Origin of the sequence: Kitasatospora sp. NPDC048407, from assembly GCF_043200475.1 — a bacterium.
Lineage (GTDB): Bacteria > Actinomycetota > Actinomycetes > Streptomycetales > Streptomycetaceae > Kitasatospora.
In genome coordinates this window covers 37,191-56,364 of the sequence record NZ_JBICXW010000031.1, presented here as the reverse complement: position 1 = coordinate 56,364, position 19,174 = coordinate 37,191, and the positions used below count along the sequence as shown (strand labels likewise).

Sequence of the window (19,174 nt, the reverse complement as noted above, 5' to 3'; positions counted from 1 at the left end):
TTCGCCTTGTGCGGGCGTCCGCCGCAGGCTTGGTGTCGTTCTGGCCCGTGGTGGGGGTGGACCTTTGGCTCTGCCGGGGTGTCGGTGGGGGCGGGGAGAATGGGGGTGTTGGACGGGAACGAATGTGGAGGTGGCGCGGGTGCCCGAGGGGCATGTGGTGCATCGGTTGGCCGGGTTGAACGGGGAGCTGTTCGGGGGGAGGGCGGTGCGGGTTTCGTCGCCGCAGGGGCGCTTCGTGGAGGGGGCGGGGCTGCTGGACGGGCGGGTGCTGGATGGTGCGGAGGCGCACGGGAAGCATCTGTTCCTGGGGTTCGGCGACGACTGGCTGCATGTGCATCTCGGGTTGTACGGGAAGTACGAGTTCGGGGTGGGGGAGGCTCCGGAGCCGGTCGGGCAGGTGCGGTTGCGGATGGAGAACGGGAGTGGGTACGCGGATCTGCGGGGGCCGACGGCGTGCGAGGTGCTGACGCCGGGGGAGAAGGCGGCGTTGCATCGCAGGCTGGGGCCGGATCCGTTGCGGCCGGGGGAGGTGGGGGATGCGGCGTGGCAGCGGATCTCGCGGAGCGGGACGACGGTGGCCGCGCTGCTGATGGATCAGAAGGTGCTGGCGGGTGTCGGCAACGTGTACCGCGCGGAGGTGCTGTTCCGGTTGGGGATCAGTCCGCACCGGGCGGGGCGGGAGCTGAGCCGGGCCGAGTGGGACGCGATCTGGGCGGATCTGGTGGCGCTGATGCACGACGGTGTCGCGGCGGGGCGGATCGACACCGTGCGGCCGGAGCACACACCGGAGGCGATGGGGCGTCCGCCGCGGGTGGACGACCACGGTGGTGAGGTGTACGTGTACCGGCGGCAGGATCAGCCGTGTCTGGTGTGTGGAACCCCGGTGCGGACCGAGGAGTTGGCGGCCCGGAACCTGTTCTGGTGCCCGCGCTGCCAGCAGACATGACGGGTCGTCATCACGGAGGGTAGTGGGGAAGCCTTGACGGAAGGTTGACCGGCCCTTGGGCGAGGGGTTCGGGGCGCGCTCCTATTGTCGGGTCCATGCCCGTGCAACCGTTCCAGGGCCCGCGCCCGACTCCGGCCCTTCCGGTCCTGCCGTACCGCAAGCCCACCAAGGGGCGTGACTACTGGGTGCTGGACGATGTCCTGCCGGACCCGGATGCGGTGCGGGCCCGGCATCTGGCGCGTACCGATTGGGACGAGGGGTATCCGCACAGGCCGGAGCCCTGGCCGGGGTTGCGGGCGATGCCCGGGCTGGAGCCGGAGGAGTTGGCGCACGTCGAGAAGCTGGTGCGGGAGACCGTGCAGGTGCCGCGGATCTGGGCGCTGAGCGAGGCCGAGGGCGGCACGTTCAACCACAACTGCGTGCAGGTGGTGGGGGAGGGGGAGTGCGAGCCGCGGCCGCACACCGATTCGCGGTCGCTGTGCCGGTACGCCGCCGTGCTGTACCTCAACCCGAACGTGCCGAAGCGGTGCGGGACGAGCTTCTACCGGCAGAGCCTGCCGGGGGGCCGGCTCGGCGGGAACACCGTGGTCGCCCCGCACAACAATCTGGTGGACGCGCTGGGCACCCGTTTCGTCCCGCCGGACTCGTTCACCGAGGATCTGGCCGTCCCGCACCGCTACAACCGGCTGCTGCTGTACACCGCCAACCTGATGCACACCGCGACCGGGTACTACGGCTCCACCCTGGACGAGAAGCGGATGACCTGCGTGTTCTTCTGGATGGCGTGACGCGCCGTCAGCCCGTCGGGCGGGCGTGATCTTCGACACCTGCGCGGTGTGACGCTCTTGCCGCCGGGTGGTGGCCGGATCTACGGTGGGCGGGCCGTGGTGTTCGGGAAGCCGGTGCACTGTGCTCGTCACAGGAGTCCGGAGCGGCCCTCGCCACTGTGATCGGGGAGTCGTCGGCTCCCACCTCGTGCCACTGGCCGCTCGCGGCCGGGAAGGCCGGGCGCCGACGCCGAACACCCCGTCAGCCAGGAGACCGGCCACGGCATCTCACGAAGTGATCCACGAGGTGCTGGAGCGTGATGCGCGGATGACCGCGTCCGATTCGACCATGCCCGGAAACGTCCCGGGCTCCCCTCTTCCTGCTTTCCGCTGGCGGCGCGAGGACACCTTGCGCACCGCCGGCCTGATGGCGGTGATCCTGGCCCTGCACGTGGCGGCGTTCGGGACACTGCTGTTCCTGGTGGTGCCGGAGAAGTACCAGGTGGGTACCCAGGTGTTCGGCGTGGGCCTGGGCATCACGGCCTACACGCTGGGCATGCGGCACGCCTTCGACGCCGACCACATCGCGGTGATCGACAACACCACCCGCAAGCTGATGGCGGACGGCCGCCGGCCGGTCTCGGTGGGCTTCTGGTTCGCGCTCGGGCACTCCTCGATGGTGGTGCTGATGGCTGCGCTGGTGGCCGGCGGGGCGGCGCTGGCGGGCACCCTGATGGACGAGGGTTCGACGACCCATCAGGTGCTGGGCACCATCGGCACCACCGCGTCGGGGGCGTTCCTGTACCTGATCGCGGCGCTCAACCTGGTGGCGCTGCTGGGCATCCTGCGGGTGTTCCGGGCGATGCGGGCCGGTGAGTACGACGAGGCCGAGCTGGAGAAGCACCTGGACTCGCGGGGCTTCCTGGCCCGGATCCTGGGCCGGGCGACCCGTTCGATCACCCGGCCCGGGCAGATGTTCCCGGTGGGCATGGTGCTGGGCCTGGGCTTCGACACCGCGACCGAGGTGACCCTGATGGTGATGGCGGGTTCGGGTGCGGCGTCCGGCCTGCCCTGGTACGCGATCGTCTGCCTGCCGCTGCTGTTCGCGGCCGGGATGAGCCTGTTCGACACGCTGGACGGCACGTTCATGAACTTCGCCTACCAGTGGGCGTTCTCCAACCCGGTCCGCAAGGTGTACTACAACCTGACCATCACGGGGCTGTCGATCGCGGTGGCCTTCGTGATCGGCACCATCGAGCTGGTCGCGGTGCTGCACGACAAGTTCGGCCTGGACGATCCGGTGTCCGACTGGATCGCCGGACTCAGTCTGGACAACGTCGGCTTCGTGATCGTCGGCCTGTTCGTGGTGGTGTGGGCGGCGGCGATCGGCTACTGGCGGATCGCCCGGCGGTCCAAGGCCTTCGCGGGGGCAGGGGCCTGAGAACGCGCGGCCTGACGGACAGTCAACCTGCGGCCAGGATCAGCGTTCCGGCGACGGCCAGTCCGGCGCCGACCACCTGGACCCGCAGCAGCCGTTCCTTGAGCAGGCCGCGCGCCATCAGCGCCGTCACCACGGGGTGGAGCGAGGCCGGCACCGCCGCCACCGCGACCGAGCCCAGGTGGGTGGCGGCGGCGTACAGGCCGTTCGCGGCCACGTCGGCGACGCCGACGGCGGTCAGTGAGGGCAACGAGCGGGCCGCGCCGCGCAGTTCGACCGGCTCCCGGCGGCCGGCGGCGGCCGGCAGGCCGATGCCGATCACCGCGTTGGCCAGTCGTTGCACGCACAGCGTCAGCAGCAGTCCGCCGACGGCGCCGGCGTGCGCGATCAGGGCGAGCACCGCGCCGAACGCGAACGCGGCGGAGAGGGTGAGGGCGAGGGCCCGGCGGCTCACGGCCGGTCCGCCGCGCTGCGGGCCGCCGGCCAGCGCGACCCCGGCGATCGCCACCAGGATCCCCCAACCCCTGGACGGCGCCCGGCCGTTCGCCGAGGAACAGTCCGACGCCGATCGGCACCAGCACGCCGACGGTGGCCAGCGGTGAGACCACGCCCATCGGCCCGAGCGCCAGTGCCTTGTAGAAGGCGAGCAGCGCGACCGGCCCGATCATGCCGGCCGCGACGGCGTACCAGAGCGCGGGGCCCGGGTCGGCCCAGCCGCCGGTGGCGGTGACGGCCAGGACGAGGACCAGGGCGGCGGCGGTCTGCGAGAGGACCACGACGCCGAGCGCGAACATGGACGCCCTCGCGGCCCGCTCCGGCGTCAGCCGCGGCACGGTGGTCCAGATCGAGCAGGCCCGCACCAACCCCGGTGTCGGCACCGTGGTCCGGCTCGCCGACGCCCTCGGCGTCTCGATCGCCCGGCTGCTCGACTACGACGAGACCTCGGTGGTGCGGATCATCCCCGCCGAGGACGCCGTGCGGCTGTGGAGCGGCCCGGACGGCGGCAGTGGCGTCCTGCTGACCGGCATCGGGGCCCCCGGCCCGCTGGAGCTGTGGACCTGGCACCTGCGCCCCGGCGAGACCCACGCCTCGGACCCGCACCCGGCCGGCAAGTGAGCGAAGGGCCCCGGGAAGCTCCCGGGGCCCTTCGCCGCATGTCTGTCAGAGGCCGTACCTGCGCCGGTACAGCTCCACCCGGCCCGCGGTGTCCAGCAGGCGGGCCTTGCCGGTGTAGAACGGGTGGCTCGCGGAGGACGTCTCGACGTCCACCACCGGGTACGCCCGCCCGTCCGTCCACTCGACCGTCCGGCCGCTGGTGGCCGTGGATCGGGTCAGGAACGACAGGCCGCCCGTCTTGTCCCGGAACACCACCGGACGGTACTCGGGGTGCACTCCCTGCTTCATCTGCTCCTCCTTCGCCATGCCCTCAACAGCCTTCGAACGCCTCAACTGCCCTGTGGTCAGCGGGTTTCGCGGAACTCCACGTGCCGCCCGGCCACCGGGTCGAACTTCCGCAGGACGATCCGGTCGGGGTTGTTCCGCCGGTTCTTGCGGGTCACGTAGCTGAAGCCCGTGCCCGCCGCCGACCGGAGCGTGATCACCGGTCGCAGCTCGCTGCGCGCCATCTCGAACCTCCACGCTCGGCAACGATTGCCGTTTTCATGTGGCCACAACACGCCCCTGCCCCGCCGCATTCCCGCCCCGATCGGGCCCGTTCCGACGGGCGGCCCCCGGGCCCCGTTCGTAGGCTCGGAGACATGTCCGACGCGTACGCCGCCCGACGCGAACGCCTCCGCGAGTACTGCAGCGCCTCCGGAGCCGACGCCGCGCTGATCACGCGCGCCGCCAACGTCCGCTACCTCACCGGCTGCCCGCCGTGCGGCGCCGCGCTGCTGCTCACCCGCGAACGCGCGGTGCTGGCGCTGCCGCAGGACGTGCCGCCCGAGGAGTCGGTGGAGCGCGAGGTGGACGAGGAGGTCATCCGGCTGACGGCGCCCGCCGAGACGGACGCCGCGGTGGCCGCCGCCGAGGCCGCCGCCCGGCTGCGGGTGCGGGACCTCGCCGTCGAGGAGCACGACCTGACGGTCGCCCGGCACCGCGCCGTCGCCGAGCAGGTCGAGCCGGCCCGGCTGCTCGACTTGGACCGGGCGGTGGAGCGGCTGCGGGTGGTCAAGGACGAGCACGAGCTCGCCGACCTGCGGATCGCCGCCGAGATCGCCGACCAGGCGCTCGGCGAGCTGCTCGAATCGATCCTGGTCGGCCGCACCGAACGCCACCTGGCGATGGAGCTGGAGCGCCGGATGATCGACCACGGCGCCGACCGGGCCGCCTTCCCGGTCTCCGTCGGCACCGGCAGCCACTCCGGCCTGGAGCGCCACCAGCCCACCGACCGCCGGGTCGAGGAGGGCGACTTCCTCACCGTCGCGCTGGGCGCGCAGTACCGCGGCTACGGCATCTCCACCGCCCGCACCTTCGTGATCGGGGCCGCCCCCGCCGCCTGGCAGGTCGAGCTGCACCGCCTGGTGTTCCGCGCCCAGCGGGCCGGCCGGGAGGCGCTCGGGCCGGGCGTCGAGCAGCACGTCCCGGACGACGCGGCCCGCTCGATCCTGCAGGCCGCGGGCCACGCCGAGCACGCCGTCCACCCGCTCGGGCACGGCATCGGCCTGGAGATCAGGGAGGCGCCGCGCCTCGGGTCCGCCGACATGGGTAAACTGGACAATCGCGTGCCGGTCACCGTCGGTCCAGGAGTGCATCTCCCGGGCCGGGGCGGCGTCCGGATCGAGGACACGCTCGTGGTGCGGCCTCCCGAGGAGGGCGGGCCCGAGCTGCTCACCATCACCACCAAGGAGCTCCTCGCGCTGTAGCCCGAACGGGCCGTGGCGGCGCACTGCTTGGTGTTCTTTGACAGCGGACATATCAGGAGTAAGTGCGCCCGTGGCTTCCACGAATGATCTCAAGAACGGCATGGTCCTCAAGCTGGACGGCGGCAAGCTCTGGTCCGTCGTCGAGTTCCAGCACGTCAAGCCCGGCAAGGGCCCGGCCTTCGTTCGCACCAAGCTGAAGGAGGTCCTCTCCGGCAAGGTCGTCGAGAAGACCTTCAACGCGGGCGTCAAGGTCGAGACCGCCAACGTCGACAAGCGGACGATGCAGTACTCGTACCGTGACGGCGAGACCTTCATCTTCATGGACATGGACACCTACGACCAGGTCCCGGTCGACGCCGCCACCGTCGGCGACGCCGCCAAGTACCTGCTCGAGGGCTTCGAGGCCCTGGTCGCGCAGAACGAGGGCGTCCCGCTGTACATCGAGCTCCCCGCCGCGGTCGAGCTGGTCATCTCCGAGACCGAGCCGGGCCTGCAGGGCGACCGCTCCACCGGTGGCACCAAGCCCGCCACCCTGGAGACCGGTGCCGAGATCCAGGTGCCGCTGTTCGTCACCACCGGCGAGAAGGTCAAGGTCGACACCCGCGACGGCAGCTACCTCGGCCGGGTCAAGTAATCGTGGCCTCTGCTCGCACCAAGGCCCGCACCCGGGCCTTTCAGATCCTGTTCGAGGCGGACCACCGCGGTGTGGCCCCCGAGCGGGTGCTCGCCGACTGGGTCGCGCGCTCGCGCGACCCCCGTCCGGACGAGGGCATTCCGCAGGTCGCGGAGTACACCATGCAGCTGGTCGAGGGCTACTCGCAGCACGCGCGCACCATCGACGACCTGATCTCCACCTACGCGGTGGGCTGGACGCTCGACCGGATGCCGATCGCGGACCGCAACGTGCTCCGGCTCGGTGCGTACGAGCTGATCTGGGAAGACGGCACCCCCGACGCGGTCGTCCTGGACGAGGCCGTCGAGATTGCCAAGGAGTACTCCACGGACGAGTCGCCGGCCTTCGTGAACGGCCTGCTCGCCCGCTTCCTGGAGCTCAAGCCGACCATTCGTCGCTGAGCTCGCACTGCCTGTTCGAAGGCCGTCGGACCTGTTGGTCCGGCGGCCTTCGCGCGTAAGCTACCGGCAAGTAATGTGTTTTGGCGTCTGCGCAGAAGGGCCTCAGCCATGCCGGAGACCACCAGCGAGTTCGACCGGGGCATCGCGCTCACCCCGCACCCGGACGAACCCGGCCGCTACGACGGCGAACTCGGCGACGGCTGGCAGATCGGCGGCGGCGTCAACGGCGGGCTGCTGCTCGCCTTCGCCGCACATGCCCTCGCCCTGGAGGTCGGGCCCGGCCACCCGCACCCGCTGACCGTCAGCGGCACCTACGTCTCGCCGTCCCGCCCCGGGCCGGCCACCGTCCGCACCGAGATCATGCGCCGCGGCCGCACCCTGGCCACCGGCAGCGCGATCCTCTCCCAGGACGGCGAGGAGCGGCTGCGGGTCACCGCCGCGTTCACCGACCTCGGCGCGCTCGACGACGAGGTCGCCACCACCGCGCTGCCGCCCGTGCTGCCCGCCCCCGATCAGTGCGTCGGCATCGAGCTCGCGCCCAAGGAACTCATCGCCCAGGCCGCCCTGTTGGAGCGCCTCGATCTGCGCCTGGACCCGGCCACCGTCGGCTGGGCGCTCGGCCAGCCGTCCAAGGAGGGCCGCATCCAGGGCTGGTTCCGGCTCGCCGACGGCCGCCCCGCCGACCCGCTCTCGCTGCTGCTCACCGCCGACGCGCTGCCCCCCGTCACCTTCGACCTGGGCCGCCCCGGCTGGGCCCCCACCATCGAACTGACCGTCCACCTGCGCGCCCTGCCCGCCGACGGCTGGCTGCGGGTCTCGCACGCCACCCGCAACCTGGCCGGCGGCTACTTCGAGGAGGACTGCGAGATCTGGGACGAGGACGGCCGGCTGGTCGCCCAGTCCCGTCAGCTCGCCAAGACCCCGCGCTGACCCGGCCCCGGATCGCCCGCGCAGGTCAGCGGCGCGGGTCGACCAGGATCTTGACGGCCGTCTCGTTGTGGTGGATGAGGGTCTCGAAGCCTTCGGTGACGAGGTGGTCCAGCCCGATCGTCTTCGTGATGAACGGCGCCAGGTCGATCCGTCCCTCCTGCACCAGCCTGATGGTCTGCGGGTGGGAGTTGACGTAGGCGATGGTGCCGCGCAGATCGACCTCCTTGAGGACGAGCCTCTGCATGTCGAGCGACGCCGGCTTGCCCCAGATCGAGATGACGGTGATCACCCCGCCCGGCTTGATCGCGTCGAACAGCGTGTCGAGGACGGCGTTGACGGACGTCGCCTCGAACGCGACGTCCGCGCCCCGGCCGGCGGTGAGGCGGCGGACCTCCTCGACGACGTCGGTGGCGGCCGGGTCGATGACGTGGTCGGCGGCCTTGGAATCCAGCGCCTTCTGCCGCCGCAGCGAGCTGAGTTCGGAGACCGCGACCTCGACGCCCATCGCCTTGAGCACCGCGCAGGTGAGCAGCCCGATCGGTCCGGCGCCGCCGACCAGGGCGAAGTCGCCGGCCTTCGCGCCCGAGCGCTGGAACGCGTGGTACCCGACCGACAGCGGCTCGATCAGGGCCGCCTGGTCGAGCGGGAGGTCGCCGACGGGGTGCACCCACCGGCGTTCGACGACGATCTTCTCGGCGAGTCCGCCGCCGCGCCCCGCGAGGCCGATGAAGTTCATGTCGGGCGACAGGTGGTAGACCGGGTTGTTCTCGCCGGTGTCGACGTCGGGGCGCAGGATGTAGGGCTCGACGACCACGCGGTCGCCCGGTTTCAGGTCGTCGACGCCCTCGCCCACCGCGTACACGACGCCGGACATCTCATGGCCGAGCGTCACGGGGGCACTCTCGCCCGAGATCGGGTGCGGGTGGCCGGCGGGCGGGACGAAGATCGGTCCGTCGAGGTATTCGTGCAGGTCGGTGCCGCAGATCCCGCAGTAGGCGACGTCGATGCCCACCGTGCCCGGCCGGACGGCGGGCTCCGCGATGTCCTCGATCCGGATGTCGCCGCGGTCGTAGTAGCGTGCAGCCTTCACTTGAAACCGCTCCTTCGGCTGGTTTCGGCTCACTGCCGCGGTCTCGCGCCCGGCCGTGAGCCGGGGCCTGCCGCAGCGCGGCCCCATGCGGTCAATAGTCAAAACCTTGCGCCATCGGGCCCGGATCGGCCTCCCGGGCCGCCCCGCGCCCGCCGAAGTCCCATCTCGGCGGGGCGCGCGCCGGACTTGACGGTCAGTTGCAGAGTTGTGACAGCCCGTGTGTGTGGGACGAGTGTGGGAGGGGAGAAGTCGGTCAGCAGTTGCTCGACCGAGATCCCCGGGAGCCACCGATGTCCAGGAACAGCCGTCGGCCGCGCCGTTGCGGTGCCGAGTCCTCGCGCCGCAGCGACGAGGCGTTCGTCACCGGGATCCTGACCGACGAGGCCGACTTCGCCCGGGCGCGGGAGTGGCAGCTCACCGACGCGCCGGACTACGAGACCTACCTGCGCGAGACCGCCGACCTGCTGGCCGAGGCCGTGGAGTGCTACGGGACGGTCCGGGCCCGGATGTTCCACCCCGCGGACTTCGCGGACTACTGCCTGCTGCACGGCGTCGACCCGGGGGAGCAGGCCGCCCGGGACGGTTACCTGGTCAACCCGCCGCTGCAGACCCAGCTGGTCACCTACCGCGGCGAAGAGCTCGCCGACTTCGTGCCCCGGCTGGTCCGGGCCCGCGAGGGCGGTCTGACGCTGCGGCACGCGGATCTGGTGATGGACGGCGCGCTGTGCGCCGCCGTGGGGGTACCTCCCAGCCCCCTGGGCTGGGGGAAGACGGCCGCCGATCCGCGGGTGCGCTGGACGTACCAGCAGGCGTCCGAGGTGTTCCGCCGGGTGATGGTCGGCGCCGGCTGCGGGGCGTACGAGTTCCGGGTCGCGGTGGACGCCCCCGGCGGGGCGCTTGAGGCGCACGCCCGGGTGCTGCACTGGGAGGACGGCGCCGTCCGGATCAACGACGAGGACCTCGACCTGATCACGGCGGTGCTCTGCGCGGGCCTGTACGGCGAACTGCCCGGCGTCGCGGTGCTGCACGGGACGCAGGGCTCCGGCTCGCTGTGCGGCGAGTACCGGCAGGTCGCCTGGGCCTGGCGCAGCACCGGCTTCGACTGGACGCCGGCGGAGGTGGCGATGCACGGTGTCCCGGCCGGTCCGGGCTTCAGCCTGGGCACCGTGGTCTGAGCGTGCGACAGCGGGGCGGGCGGCCGGAGAACCGGCCACCCGCCCCGCTGTGACGTTTCTTCAGTGCGAACGCTCAGGGAGCGGAGATCAGCTCGCGTCGTCCTCGCGGACGGCGCGCCGCGCGTCCGGGTTCAGCACGCCCCAGCTGATCAGCTGCTCGGTGAGGATCGAGGGGGACTGGTCGTAGATGACCGCGAGGGTGCGCAGGTCGTCCTGGCGGATCGAGAGGATCTTGCCGTTGTAGTCGCCGCGCTGCGACTGGATGGTCGCGGCGTAGCGCTGCAGCGGGCCGGCCTTCTCGGACGGGACCTGAGTCAGCCGCTCGAGGTCGAGCACCAGACGCGGCGGCGGCTCGGCCGCGCCGCCCGGGGTGCCGCCGGGCAGCAGCTCCTGCACCGGGACGCCGTAGAAATCGGCCAGCTCGGCGAGGCGCTGCACCGTCACGGCACGGTCGCCGCGCTCGTAGGAGCCGACCACGACGGCCTTCCAGCGGCCCGTGGACTTCTCCTCCACACCGTGCAGGGAGAGATTCTGCTGAGTGCGGATCGCCCGGAGCTTGGCCCCGAGCTGCTTTGCATAGTCGCTGGACATGGATCTCCCCGGACGAGATTGCTTCGCGTGCGCTGAATGGGACGCTGAATGGGAGCCACGAGGCCCGCAGTGGAGCACGTTCGTAACTCACTGTGAGGTTACGTAGAGTGAGGGTGGCGCGTCAAGCCGAATGGGGCACTCGTGCGAACGCGTGCCGAACGGGCCGAGATCAGCGCACTGCTACGATGAGCAAGGTTCTGGCTGCGGCCGGAAACCCTTCCCGACATCCTTTAAGACCCGTCCAGTGAGGCGGGGAAGGAGGTCCGCTTCGGCATGACCACACCCAGTTCTGCTCCCCGCGCCCCGCACCAGGTGCTGGACGCCACCGACGTCGCCCGGGTCGTCACCCGGATCGCCCACGAGATCGTGGAACGCGCCAAGGGCGCCGAGGACGTCGTACTCCTCGGCATCCACACCCGCGGCGTCCACCTGGCCCGCCGGCTGCGCGCCAAGCTCACCCAGATCACCAGCCGGGAGATCCCGTTCGGCACGCTGGACATCACCATGTACCGGGACGACCTGCGGCTGAAGCCCGCCCGGGCCCTGGAACACACCGAGATCCCCGCCGACGGCATCGACGGCAAGCTGGTGATCCTGGTCGACGACGTGCTGTTCTCCGGCCGCACCATCCGGGCCGCCCTCGACGCGCTCGGCGACATCGGCCGCCCGCGCGCCGTGCAGCTGGCCGTCATGGTCGACCGCGGACACCGCGAACTCCCGATCCGCGCCGACTACGTGGGCAAGAACCTGCCCACCTCGCTGCGCGAGGCCGTGCAGGTCCAGCTCTCCGAGACCGACGGCCGCGACGCCGTCCTGCTCGGCGACCGCGACTACGCCGCCCGCAGTTCCCAGGCTCTTGCCGCCGATCCCCAGCTCCCGGAGTAAAACCGCGTGAAGCGCCACCTCGTCTCCGCCGCCGACCTCAGCCGCGACGACGCGCTGCTGATCCTGGACACCGCCGAGGAGCTCGCCCAGCTCTCCGGACGGGCCGTCAAGAAGCTCCCCACGCTGCGCGGCCGCACCGTCGTCAACCTGTTCTTCGAGGACTCCACCCGCACCAAGACCTCCTTCGAGGTCGCCGAGAAGCGGCTGTCCGCCGACGTCATCAACTTCTCCGCCAAGGGCTCCTCGGTCTCCAAGGGCGAGAGCCTCAAGGACACCGCGCTGACCCTGCAGGCGATGGGCGCCGACGCCGTGGTGATCCGCCACCACGCCTCCGGCGCCGCCGCCCGGCTGGCCGGCTCCGACTGGCTGCACGGCAGCGTCATCAACGCCGGTGACGGCACCCACGAGCACCCCACCCAGGCGCTGCTCGACGCGTTCACCATGCGCCGCCACCTCAACCCCGGCCCCGGCCGCGACCTGGCCGGCCGGAAGATCGCCATCGTCGGCGACATCCTGCACAGCCGGGTCGCCCGCTCCAACGTGCACCTGCTGACCACGCTCGGCGCCGAGGTCACCTTCGTCGCCCCGCCGACGCTGCTGCCGATCGGCATCGAGACCTGGCCCTGCCAGGTCTCCTACGACCTGGACGCCGTGCTGCCGAAGGTCGACGCCGTGATGATGCTGCGGGTGCAGCGCGAGCGGATGAACGCCGCGTTCTTCCCCACCGAGCGCGAGTACTCGCGCCGCTACGGCCTGGACGGGCTGCGCCTCGCCACCATGCCGGAGCACGCCATCGTGATGCACCCCGGCCCGATGGTCCGCGGCATGGAGATCACCGCCGACGTCGCCGACTCGCCGCGCTGCACCGTGGTCGAGCAGGTCGCCAACGGCGTCTCGGTCCGGATGGCCGTCCTTTACCTGCTGCTCGGCGGCGCCGTTTTCGCCGATGGCCCAGCCGACGCAGCCCGCACCACCGAAACCCCGGAGGCCGCCCAGTGACCACCTACCTGATCCGCAACGCCCAGATCCTCGGCGGCGCCCCCCAGGACATCCACCTCGTGGACGGCGTCTTCGCCGCCATCGGCGAGCACCTCGACGTGCAGGCCGACATCGAGATCGACGCCACCGGCCTGATCGCCCTGCCCGGCCTGGTCGACCTGCACACCCACCTGCGCGAGCCCGGCCGCGAGGACGCCGAGACCGTGCTGACCGGCACCCAGTCCGCCGCCATGGGTGGCTACACCGCGGTGCACGCGATGGCCAACACCTTCCCGGTCGCCGACACCGCCGGCGTCGTCGAGCAGGTCTGGCGGCTCGGCCAGGAGTACGGCTACTGCGACGTGCAGCCGGTCGGCGCCGTCACCGTCGGCCTGGAGGGCAAGCAGCTCGCCGAGCTCGGCGCGATGCACGACTCCGCCGCCGGGGTGCGGGTGTTCTCCGACGACGGCAAGTGCGTGGACGACGCGGTCATCATGCGCCGCGCGCTGGAGTACGTGAAGGCCTTCGACGGCGTCGTCGCCCAGCACGCCCAGGAGCCGCGGCTGACTGCCGGCGCCCAGATGAACGAGGGCCTGGTCTCCGGCGAGCTCGGCCTCGGCGGCTGGCCCGCCGTCGCCGAGGAGTCGATCATCGCCCGGGACGTGCTGCTGGCCGCGCACGTCGGCTCCCGGGTGCACATCTGCCACCTGTCCACGGCCGGCTCGGTGGAGATCGTCCGCTGGGCCAAGGGCAAGGGCTGGAACGTCACCGCCGAGGTCACCCCGCACCACCTGCTGCTCACCGACGAACTCGTCCGCAGCTACGACCCGGTGTACAAGGTCAACCCGCCGCTGCGCACCGCCGCGGACGTCGAGGCGCTGCGCGGCGCGCTGGCCGACGGCACCATCGACGCCGTCGCCACCGACCACGCCCCGCACCCGGCGGAGGACAAGGACTGCGAGTGGGCGGTCGCCGCGATGGGCATGGTCGGCCTGGAGACCGCGCTGTCGGTCGTGCAGCAGACCATGGTCGAGACCGGCCTGCTGAACTGGGAGGGCGTCGCGGACCGGATGTCGCACCGCCCGGCCCGGATCGGGCGGCTGACCGGCCACGGACGTCCGGTCTCGGTGGGTGAGCCCGCGAACCTGGTGCTCTTCGATCCCGCGTACCGTGGTGTCGTGAACCCCGACACCTTCGCCACCCGCTCCCGCAACAGCCCCTTCAAGGGCATGGACCTGCCCGGACGGGTGCACGCCACCTTCCTGCGCGGCGAGGCCACCGTCCTCGCGGGCGAACTGGTCGAGCGCTGATGCTGCTCGCCACCGAGAAGGGCCATGTGACCAACTGGCCCGGGTACATCGGTGCGACGGTCGGCCTGCTGATCCTGGTCGCGCTGGTCTACTGGCTGATGCGCCAGGGCTGGAACTGGCGCCGGACCCTGCAGTCCGACCTGCCGGAACTGCCCGCGGTGCCCGCGCAGCCGGGTGAGACCCTGCTGGCCGCCCCCGGCCGGTACCACGGCTCCACCACCGCCGGGAACTGGCTGGACCGGGTCGTCGCGCACGGCCTGGGCACCCGCAGCCTGGCCGAGCTCACCCTCACCGAGCACGGCCTGCTGGCCCGCCGCCCCGGCGCGGACGACCTGTGGATCCCCGCCGAAGCCCTCACCGGCGCCCGCACCGACTCCGGCATCGCCGGCAAGGTGGTCCCCTCGGGCCTGCTGGTGGTCGGCTGGACGATCGGGGAGCGGGAGTTGGAAAGCGGCTTCCGGCTGGACGCCGCCGCCGAGCACGACGCCTGGGTCGAGGCCGTCGAGGCACTGGTAACACGTACGAGCACGAAGAAGACGGAAGAGGCCGCGAAATGACCGCACCTGCCCCCACCACCACGCGCACCAGGCGGGAGCGAGTGCCTGCCGTGCTCGTCCTGGAGGACGGCCGGACGTTCCGCGGCCAGGCCTACGGCGCGGTCGGCGAGACCTTCGGCGAGGCGGTTTTCAACACCGGCATGTCCGGCTACCAGGAGACCCTGACCGACCCGTCGTACCACCGCCAGGTGGTCGTCATGACGGCCCCGCAGATCGGCAACACCGGCTGGAACGACGAGGACGACGAGTCGCAGCAGATCTGGGTGGCCGGCTACGTGGTTCGCGACCCCTCCCGGGTCGCCTCCAACTGGCGCGCCAAGCGCTCGCTGGACGAGGAGCTGGAGCGCCAAGGCGTCGTCGGCATCAGCGGCATCGACACCCGCGCGCTCACCCGCCACCTGCGCGAGCGCGGCGCGATGCGGGTCGGCATCTTCTCCGGCCCGGCCGTCGAGGACCAGGCCGCGCTGCTGGCCAAGGTGCAGCATGCCCCCGAGATGAAGGGCGCCGATCTGTGCGCCGAGGTCGCCACCAAGGAGACCTACGTCGTCCCCGCGATCGGTGAGAAGAAGTTCACCGTCGCCGCCCTCGACCTCGGCATCAAGGGCATGACCCCGCAGCGGATGGCCGAGCGCGGCATCGAGGTGCACGTGCTGCCGGCCAACTCCACCGCCGAGGACATCTACGCGGTGCAGCCCGACGGCGTGTTCTTCTCCAACGGCCCGGGCGACCCGGCCACCGCCGACCGGCAGGTCGAGGTGCTGCGCGAGGTGCTGGCCAAGAAGACCCCGTTCTTCGGCATCTGCTTCGGCAACCAGATCCTCGGCCGGGCCCTCGGGTTCGGCACCTACAAGCTCAAGTACGGCCACCGCGGCATCAACCAGCCGGTGCAGGACCGCACCACCGGCAAGGTCGAGGTGACCGCCCACAACCACGGCTTCGCCGTGAACGCGCCGCTGGACAAGGTGAGCGACACCCCCTTCGGGCGGGTCGAGGTCTCCCACGTCTGCCTCAACGACGACGTGGTCGAGGGCCTGCAGGCACTCGACATCCCCGCCTTCAGCGTGCAGTACCACCCCGAAGCGGCAGCCGGCCCGCACGACGCCGCCTACCTCTTCGACCGTTTCGTCGAGCTCATGCGAGACGACAATCAGCACAGCGTGAAGCTCATGGAGGCCCAGCGTGCCTAAGCGCACCGACATCAAGTCCGTCCTGGTGATCGGCTCCGGCCCCATCGTCATCGGCCAGGCGGCGGAGTTCGACTACTCGGGTACGCAGGCCTGCCGGGTGCTCAAGGCCGAGGGCCTGCGGGTCATCCTGGTCAACTCCAACCCGGCGACCATCATGACCGACCCGGAGATCGCCGACGCCACCTACGTCGAGCCGATCACCCCGGAGTTCGTCGAGAAGATCATCGCCAAGGAGCGCCCCGACGCGCTGCTGCCGACCCTCGGCGGCCAGACCGCGCTGAACACCGCGATCTCCCTGCACAGCGCCGGCACCCTCGACAAGTACGACGTCGAGCTGATCGGCGCCGACGTCGAGGCGATCAACAAGGGCGAGGACCGCGAGCTGTTCAAGGGCGTGGTCGAGGCCGTCAACGCCAAGATCGGCCACGGCGAGTCCGCCCGCTCGGTGATCTGCCACTCCATGGAGGACGTGCTCGCCGGCGTCGACACCCTCGGCGGCTACCCGGTCGTGGTCCGTCCGTCCTTCACCATGGGCGGCGCCGGCTCCGGCTTCGCGCACGACGAGGAGGACCTGCGCCGCATCGCCGGCCAGGGCCTGACCCTCTCGCCGACCACCGAGGTGCTCCTGGAGGAGTCCATCCTCGGCTGGAAGGAGTACGAGCTCGAGCTGATGCGCGACAAGAACGACAACGTCGTGGTCGTCTGCTCGATCGAGAACTTCGACCCGATGGGCGTGCACACCGGTGACTCGATCACCGTCGCCCCGGCGATGACCCTCACCGACCGCGAGTACCAGATCCTGCGCGACATCGGCATTGCCGTGATCCGCGAGGTCGGCGTCGACACCGGCGGCTGCAACATCCAGTTCGCCGTCAACCCCGTCGACGGCCGGGTCATCGTCATCGAGATGAACCCGCGTGTGTCGAGGTCGTCGGCGCTGGCGTCGAAGGCCACCGGCTTCCCGATCGCCAAGATCGCCGCCAAGCTGGCCGTCGGCTACACGCTGGACGAGATCCCCAACGACATCACCGAGCAGACCCCGGCCTCCTTCGAGCCGACCCTGGACTACGTGGTCGTCAAGGTGCCGCGGTTCGCGTTCGAGAAGTTCCCGTCCGCCGACGCCACGCTGACCACCACCATGAAGTCGGTCGGCGAGGCCATGGCGATGGGCCGCAACTTCCCCGAGGCGCTGAACAAGGCGCTGCGCTCGCTGGAGAAGAAGGGCTCGCAGTTCAGCTTCGTCGGCGAGGTGGGGGAGAAGGACGAGCTGCTGGAGAAGGCTCAGATCCCCACCGACGGCCGGATCAACACCGTCATGGAGGCGATCCGGGCCGGCGCCACCCCCGAGGAGGTGTTCGAGGCCACCAAGATCGACCCGTGGTTCGTCGACCAGCTCTTCCTGATCCACGAGATCGCCGTCGAGCTCGCCGAGGGCGACAAGCTCGACCCGGAGCTGCTGCGCCACGCCAAGCAGCACGGCTTCTCCGACCAGCAGATCGGTGAGATCCGCGGCCTGAAGACCGACGTGGTCCGCGAGGTGCGGCACGCGCTCGGCATCCGCCCGGTGTTCAAGACCGTCGACACCTGCGCCGCCGAGTTCGCGGCCAAGACCCCGTACTTCTACTCGTCCTACGACGAGGAGAACGAGGTCGCGCCGCGCACCAAGCCCGCCGTGATCATCCTGGGCTCCGGCCCGAACCGGATCGGTCAGGGCATCGAGTTCGACTACTCCTGCGTGCACGCGTCCTTCGCGCTCGCCGACGCCGGGTACGAGACCGTGATGGTCAACTGCAACCCGGAGACCGTCTCCACCGACTACGACACCTCCGACCGGCTGTACTTCGAGCCGCTCACCCTGGAGGACGTGCTCGAGATCGTCCACGCCGAGCAGCAGGCCGGCCCGCTGGCCGGCGTCATCGTGCAGCTCGGCGGCCAGACCCCGCTGGGCCTGGCGCAGGCGCTCAAGGACAACGGCGTGCCGGTCGTCGGCACCTCGCCCGAGGCGATCCACCTCGCCGAGGAGCGCGGCGCGTTCGGCCGGGTGCTGAAGGACGCGGGCCTGCCCGCCCCCAAGCACGGCACCGCCTTCTCCTTCGACGAGGCCAAGGCCATCGCCGACGAGATCGGCTACCCCGTCCTCGCCCGCCCGTCCTACGTGCTCGGCGGCCGCGGCATGGAGATCGTCTACGACGAGGCCTCGCTCGCCTCCTACCTGGAGCGGCACGCCGGCCTGATCTCCGAGCACCCCGTGCTGATCGACCGCTTCCTCGACGACGCCGTCGAGATCGACGTGGACGCCCTGTACGACGGCGAGGAGCTGTACCTCGGCGGCGTCATGGAGCACATCGAGGAGGCCGGCATCCACTCCGGTGACTCGGCGTGCGCGCTGCCGCCGATCACCCTCGGCGGGTACGACATCAAGCGGCTGCGCTCCGCAACCGAGGGCATCGCCAAGGGAGTTGGCGTCCGCGGACTGATCAACATCCAGTTCGCGCTGTCCGGCGACATCCTGTACGTGCTGGAGGCCAACCCGCGCGCCTCCCGCACCGTGCCGTTCACCTCCAAGGCGACCGCCGTGCCGCTGGCCAAGGCCGCCGCCCGGATCTCGCTCGGCGCCACCATCGCCGAACTGCGCGCCGAGGGCCTGCTGCCGCGCGAGGGCGACGGCGGCACGCTGCCCGCCGACGCGCCGATCTCCGTCAAGGAGGCCGTGATGCCGTGGTCGCGCTTCCGCGACGTGCACGGCCGCGGCGTGGACACCGTGCTCGGCCCGGAGATGCGCTCCACCGGCGAGGTCATGGGCATCGACCGGGTCTTCGGCACCGCCTACGCGAAGTCCCAGACCGGCGCGTACGGCGCCCTACCCACCAGCGGCAAGGTGTTCGTCTCGGTCGCCAACCGCGACAAGCGCAACCTGGTCTTCCCGGCCCGCGCGCTGGTCGAGCTCGGCTTCGAACTGCTCGCCACCACCGGCACCGCCGAGGTCCTGCAGCGGGCCGGCATCCCCGCCACCGTGGTGCGCAAGCACTCCGAGGGCGAGGGCCCGAACGGCGAGAAGACCATCGTCCAGCTGATCCACGAGGGCGGCATCGACCTCATCATCAACACCCCGTACGGCACCGGCGGCCGGATGGACGGCTACGAGATCCGCACCGCCGCGGTCTCCCGCGCCGTCCCCTGCCTGACCACCGTGCAGGCGATGGGCGCGGCCGTGCAGGGCATCGACGCGCTGCACCGCGGCGAGGTCGGCGTGATGTCGCTGCAGGAACACGCGGCGCTGATCAACTCCGGCCGCCAGTAGGTCGACAACCGTGGGGGGCACACCGCACGCCGGGTGCCCCCCACGTCCATGCCCGAGCCCAGCCAGCCGTCGGAGGCCCCA

General features: G+C 71.3%; 19 protein-coding genes, 1 pseudogene and 1 riboswitch. Of the genes and pseudogenes, 15 read left to right on the top strand and 5 right to left on the bottom strand.

Annotation, left to right across the window (positions count from 1 at the left end; translation table 11 throughout):
• Nucleotides 1-139: 139 nt before the first annotated feature.
• The 3 genes from ACGFWJ_RS33710 to ACGFWJ_RS33700 all read left to right on the top strand — a co-directional run bounded on the left by ACGFWJ_RS33710 (nucleotide 140) and on the right by ACGFWJ_RS33700 (nucleotide 3,154).
• Complete coding sequence (locus tag ACGFWJ_RS33710; RefSeq protein WP_392956288.1) at nucleotides 140-946, top strand: Fpg/Nei family DNA glycosylase; 807 nt, start codon at nucleotides 140-142, stop codon at nucleotides 944-946.
• A gap of 95 nt (nucleotides 947-1,041) precedes the next feature.
• On the top strand, nucleotides 1,042-1,734 hold the full coding sequence (locus ACGFWJ_RS33705) for a DUF6445 family protein (protein WP_392956285.1): 693 nt from the start codon (nucleotides 1,042-1,044) through the stop codon (nucleotides 1,732-1,734).
• An 80-nt stretch (nucleotides 1,735-1,814) separates the two neighbouring features.
• Nucleotides 1,815-2,011: riboswitch (cobalamin riboswitch) on the top strand.
• Nucleotides 2,012-2,041: 30 nt separating this feature from the next.
• Nucleotides 2,042-3,154, top strand: coding sequence for a HoxN/HupN/NixA family nickel/cobalt transporter (locus ACGFWJ_RS33700; protein ID WP_392956282.1), 1,113 nt, complete (start codon nucleotides 2,042-2,044; stop codon nucleotides 3,152-3,154).
• Between the two features lie 22 nt (nucleotides 3,155-3,176).
• On the opposite strand, the pseudogene ACGFWJ_RS33695 reads toward ACGFWJ_RS33700, so the two are convergent.
• Nucleotides 3,177-3,939: pseudogene (locus ACGFWJ_RS33695) on the bottom strand (EamA family transporter); the annotation flags it as partial.
• A 4-nt stretch (nucleotides 3,940-3,943) separates the two neighbouring features.
• On the opposite strand from ACGFWJ_RS33695, the gene ACGFWJ_RS33690 reads away from it, so the two are divergent.
• Nucleotides 3,944-4,267 carry a helix-turn-helix domain-containing protein gene (locus tag ACGFWJ_RS33690; RefSeq protein ID WP_392956280.1) on the top strand — a complete coding sequence of 108 codons (324 nt, stop codon included), beginning with the start codon at nucleotides 3,944-3,946 and terminating at the stop codon, nucleotides 4,265-4,267.
• Between the two features lie 45 nt (nucleotides 4,268-4,312).
• Here ACGFWJ_RS33690 and ACGFWJ_RS33685 read toward each other — a convergent pair whose 3' ends face one another.
• On the bottom strand, nucleotides 4,313-4,555 hold the full coding sequence (locus ACGFWJ_RS33685) for a type B 50S ribosomal protein L31 (protein ID WP_387642897.1): 243 nt from the start codon (nucleotides 4,553-4,555) through the stop codon (nucleotides 4,313-4,315).
• Between the two features lie 56 nt (nucleotides 4,556-4,611).
• A complete protein-coding gene (rpmG, locus tag ACGFWJ_RS33680; protein ID WP_387642896.1) occupies nucleotides 4,612-4,776 on the bottom strand; it encodes a 50S ribosomal protein L33 in 165 nt (54 codons plus the stop codon).
• Nucleotides 4,777-4,908: 132 nt separating this feature from the next.
• Here rpmG and ACGFWJ_RS33675 point away from each other — a divergent pair, with 132 nt between their 5' ends.
• The 4 genes from ACGFWJ_RS33675 to ACGFWJ_RS33660 all read left to right on the top strand — a co-directional run bounded on the left by ACGFWJ_RS33675 (nucleotide 4,909) and on the right by ACGFWJ_RS33660 (nucleotide 8,019).
• On the top strand, nucleotides 4,909-6,015 hold the full coding sequence (locus tag ACGFWJ_RS33675; RefSeq protein ID WP_392956276.1) for a M24 family metallopeptidase: 1,107 nt from the start codon (nucleotides 4,909-4,911) through the stop codon (nucleotides 6,013-6,015).
• Nucleotides 6,016-6,085: 70 nt separating this feature from the next.
• Nucleotides 6,086-6,649 (top strand): elongation factor P, encoded by a 564-nt coding sequence (gene efp, locus ACGFWJ_RS33670; RefSeq protein WP_387642894.1) that lies wholly within the window; start codon nucleotides 6,086-6,088, stop codon nucleotides 6,647-6,649.
• A 2-nt stretch (nucleotides 6,650-6,651) separates the two neighbouring features.
• Nucleotides 6,652-7,089, top strand: coding sequence for a transcription antitermination factor NusB (gene nusB / locus ACGFWJ_RS33665; RefSeq protein WP_387642893.1), 438 nt, complete (start codon nucleotides 6,652-6,654; stop codon nucleotides 7,087-7,089).
• Between the two features lie 108 nt (nucleotides 7,090-7,197).
• Nucleotides 7,198-8,019 carry a thioesterase family protein gene (locus tag ACGFWJ_RS33660; protein ID WP_392956272.1) on the top strand — a complete coding sequence of 274 codons (822 nt, stop codon included), beginning with the start codon at nucleotides 7,198-7,200 and terminating at the stop codon, nucleotides 8,017-8,019.
• A 25-nt stretch (nucleotides 8,020-8,044) separates the two neighbouring features.
• Here ACGFWJ_RS33660 and ACGFWJ_RS33655 read toward each other — a convergent pair whose 3' ends face one another.
• Nucleotides 8,045-9,109, bottom strand: a complete 1,065-nt coding sequence (locus tag ACGFWJ_RS33655) for a 2,3-butanediol dehydrogenase (protein WP_392956269.1) — start codon at nucleotides 9,107-9,109, stop codon at nucleotides 8,045-8,047.
• 290 nt (nucleotides 9,110-9,399) lie between these two features.
• Between ACGFWJ_RS33655 and ACGFWJ_RS33650 the strand changes: the two genes are divergently transcribed.
• Nucleotides 9,400-10,284 carry a hypothetical protein gene (locus ACGFWJ_RS33650; RefSeq protein WP_392956266.1) on the top strand — a complete coding sequence of 295 codons (885 nt, stop codon included), beginning with the start codon at nucleotides 9,400-9,402 and terminating at the stop codon, nucleotides 10,282-10,284.
• A gap of 87 nt (nucleotides 10,285-10,371) precedes the next feature.
• Here ACGFWJ_RS33650 and ACGFWJ_RS33645 read toward each other — a convergent pair whose 3' ends face one another.
• Entirely contained in the window at nucleotides 10,372-10,875 is a 504-nt protein-coding gene (locus tag ACGFWJ_RS33645; protein WP_380488108.1) for a transcriptional regulator, read from the bottom strand.
• A gap of 273 nt (nucleotides 10,876-11,148) precedes the next feature.
• Here ACGFWJ_RS33645 and pyrR point away from each other — a divergent pair, with 273 nt between their 5' ends.
• Genes pyrR through carB form a run of 6 tightly spaced genes read left to right on the top strand, consistent with a single transcriptional unit; the run spans nucleotide 11,149 to nucleotide 19,093 of the window.
• Nucleotides 11,149-11,760, top strand: a complete 612-nt coding sequence (gene pyrR / locus ACGFWJ_RS33640; RefSeq protein WP_392956263.1) for a bifunctional pyr operon transcriptional regulator/uracil phosphoribosyltransferase PyrR — start codon at nucleotides 11,149-11,151, stop codon at nucleotides 11,758-11,760.
• A gap of 6 nt (nucleotides 11,761-11,766) precedes the next feature.
• Nucleotides 11,767-12,759, top strand: a complete 993-nt coding sequence (locus tag ACGFWJ_RS33635; protein ID WP_392956261.1) for an aspartate carbamoyltransferase catalytic subunit — start codon at nucleotides 11,767-11,769, stop codon at nucleotides 12,757-12,759.
• Nucleotides 12,756-14,048, top strand: a complete 1,293-nt coding sequence (locus tag ACGFWJ_RS33630) for a dihydroorotase (RefSeq protein ID WP_387642888.1) — start codon at nucleotides 12,756-12,758, stop codon at nucleotides 14,046-14,048. Before ACGFWJ_RS33635 ends, ACGFWJ_RS33630 begins: the two co-directional genes overlap by 4 nt.
• On the top strand, nucleotides 14,048-14,605 hold the full coding sequence (locus ACGFWJ_RS33625; protein WP_392956258.1) for a hypothetical protein: 558 nt from the start codon (nucleotides 14,048-14,050) through the stop codon (nucleotides 14,603-14,605). The genes ACGFWJ_RS33630 and ACGFWJ_RS33625 overlap by 1 nt, the downstream gene beginning before the upstream one ends.
• On the top strand, nucleotides 14,602-15,792 hold the full coding sequence (gene carA / locus ACGFWJ_RS33620; protein WP_392956255.1) for a glutamine-hydrolyzing carbamoyl-phosphate synthase small subunit: 1,191 nt from the start codon (nucleotides 14,602-14,604) through the stop codon (nucleotides 15,790-15,792). The genes ACGFWJ_RS33625 and carA overlap by 4 nt, the downstream gene beginning before the upstream one ends.
• Nucleotides 15,785-19,093, top strand: coding sequence for a carbamoyl-phosphate synthase large subunit (gene carB, locus ACGFWJ_RS33615; RefSeq protein WP_392956252.1), 3,309 nt, complete (start codon nucleotides 15,785-15,787; stop codon nucleotides 19,091-19,093). The genes carA and carB overlap by 8 nt, the downstream gene beginning before the upstream one ends.
• Nucleotides 19,094-19,174: the final 81 nt, after the last annotated feature.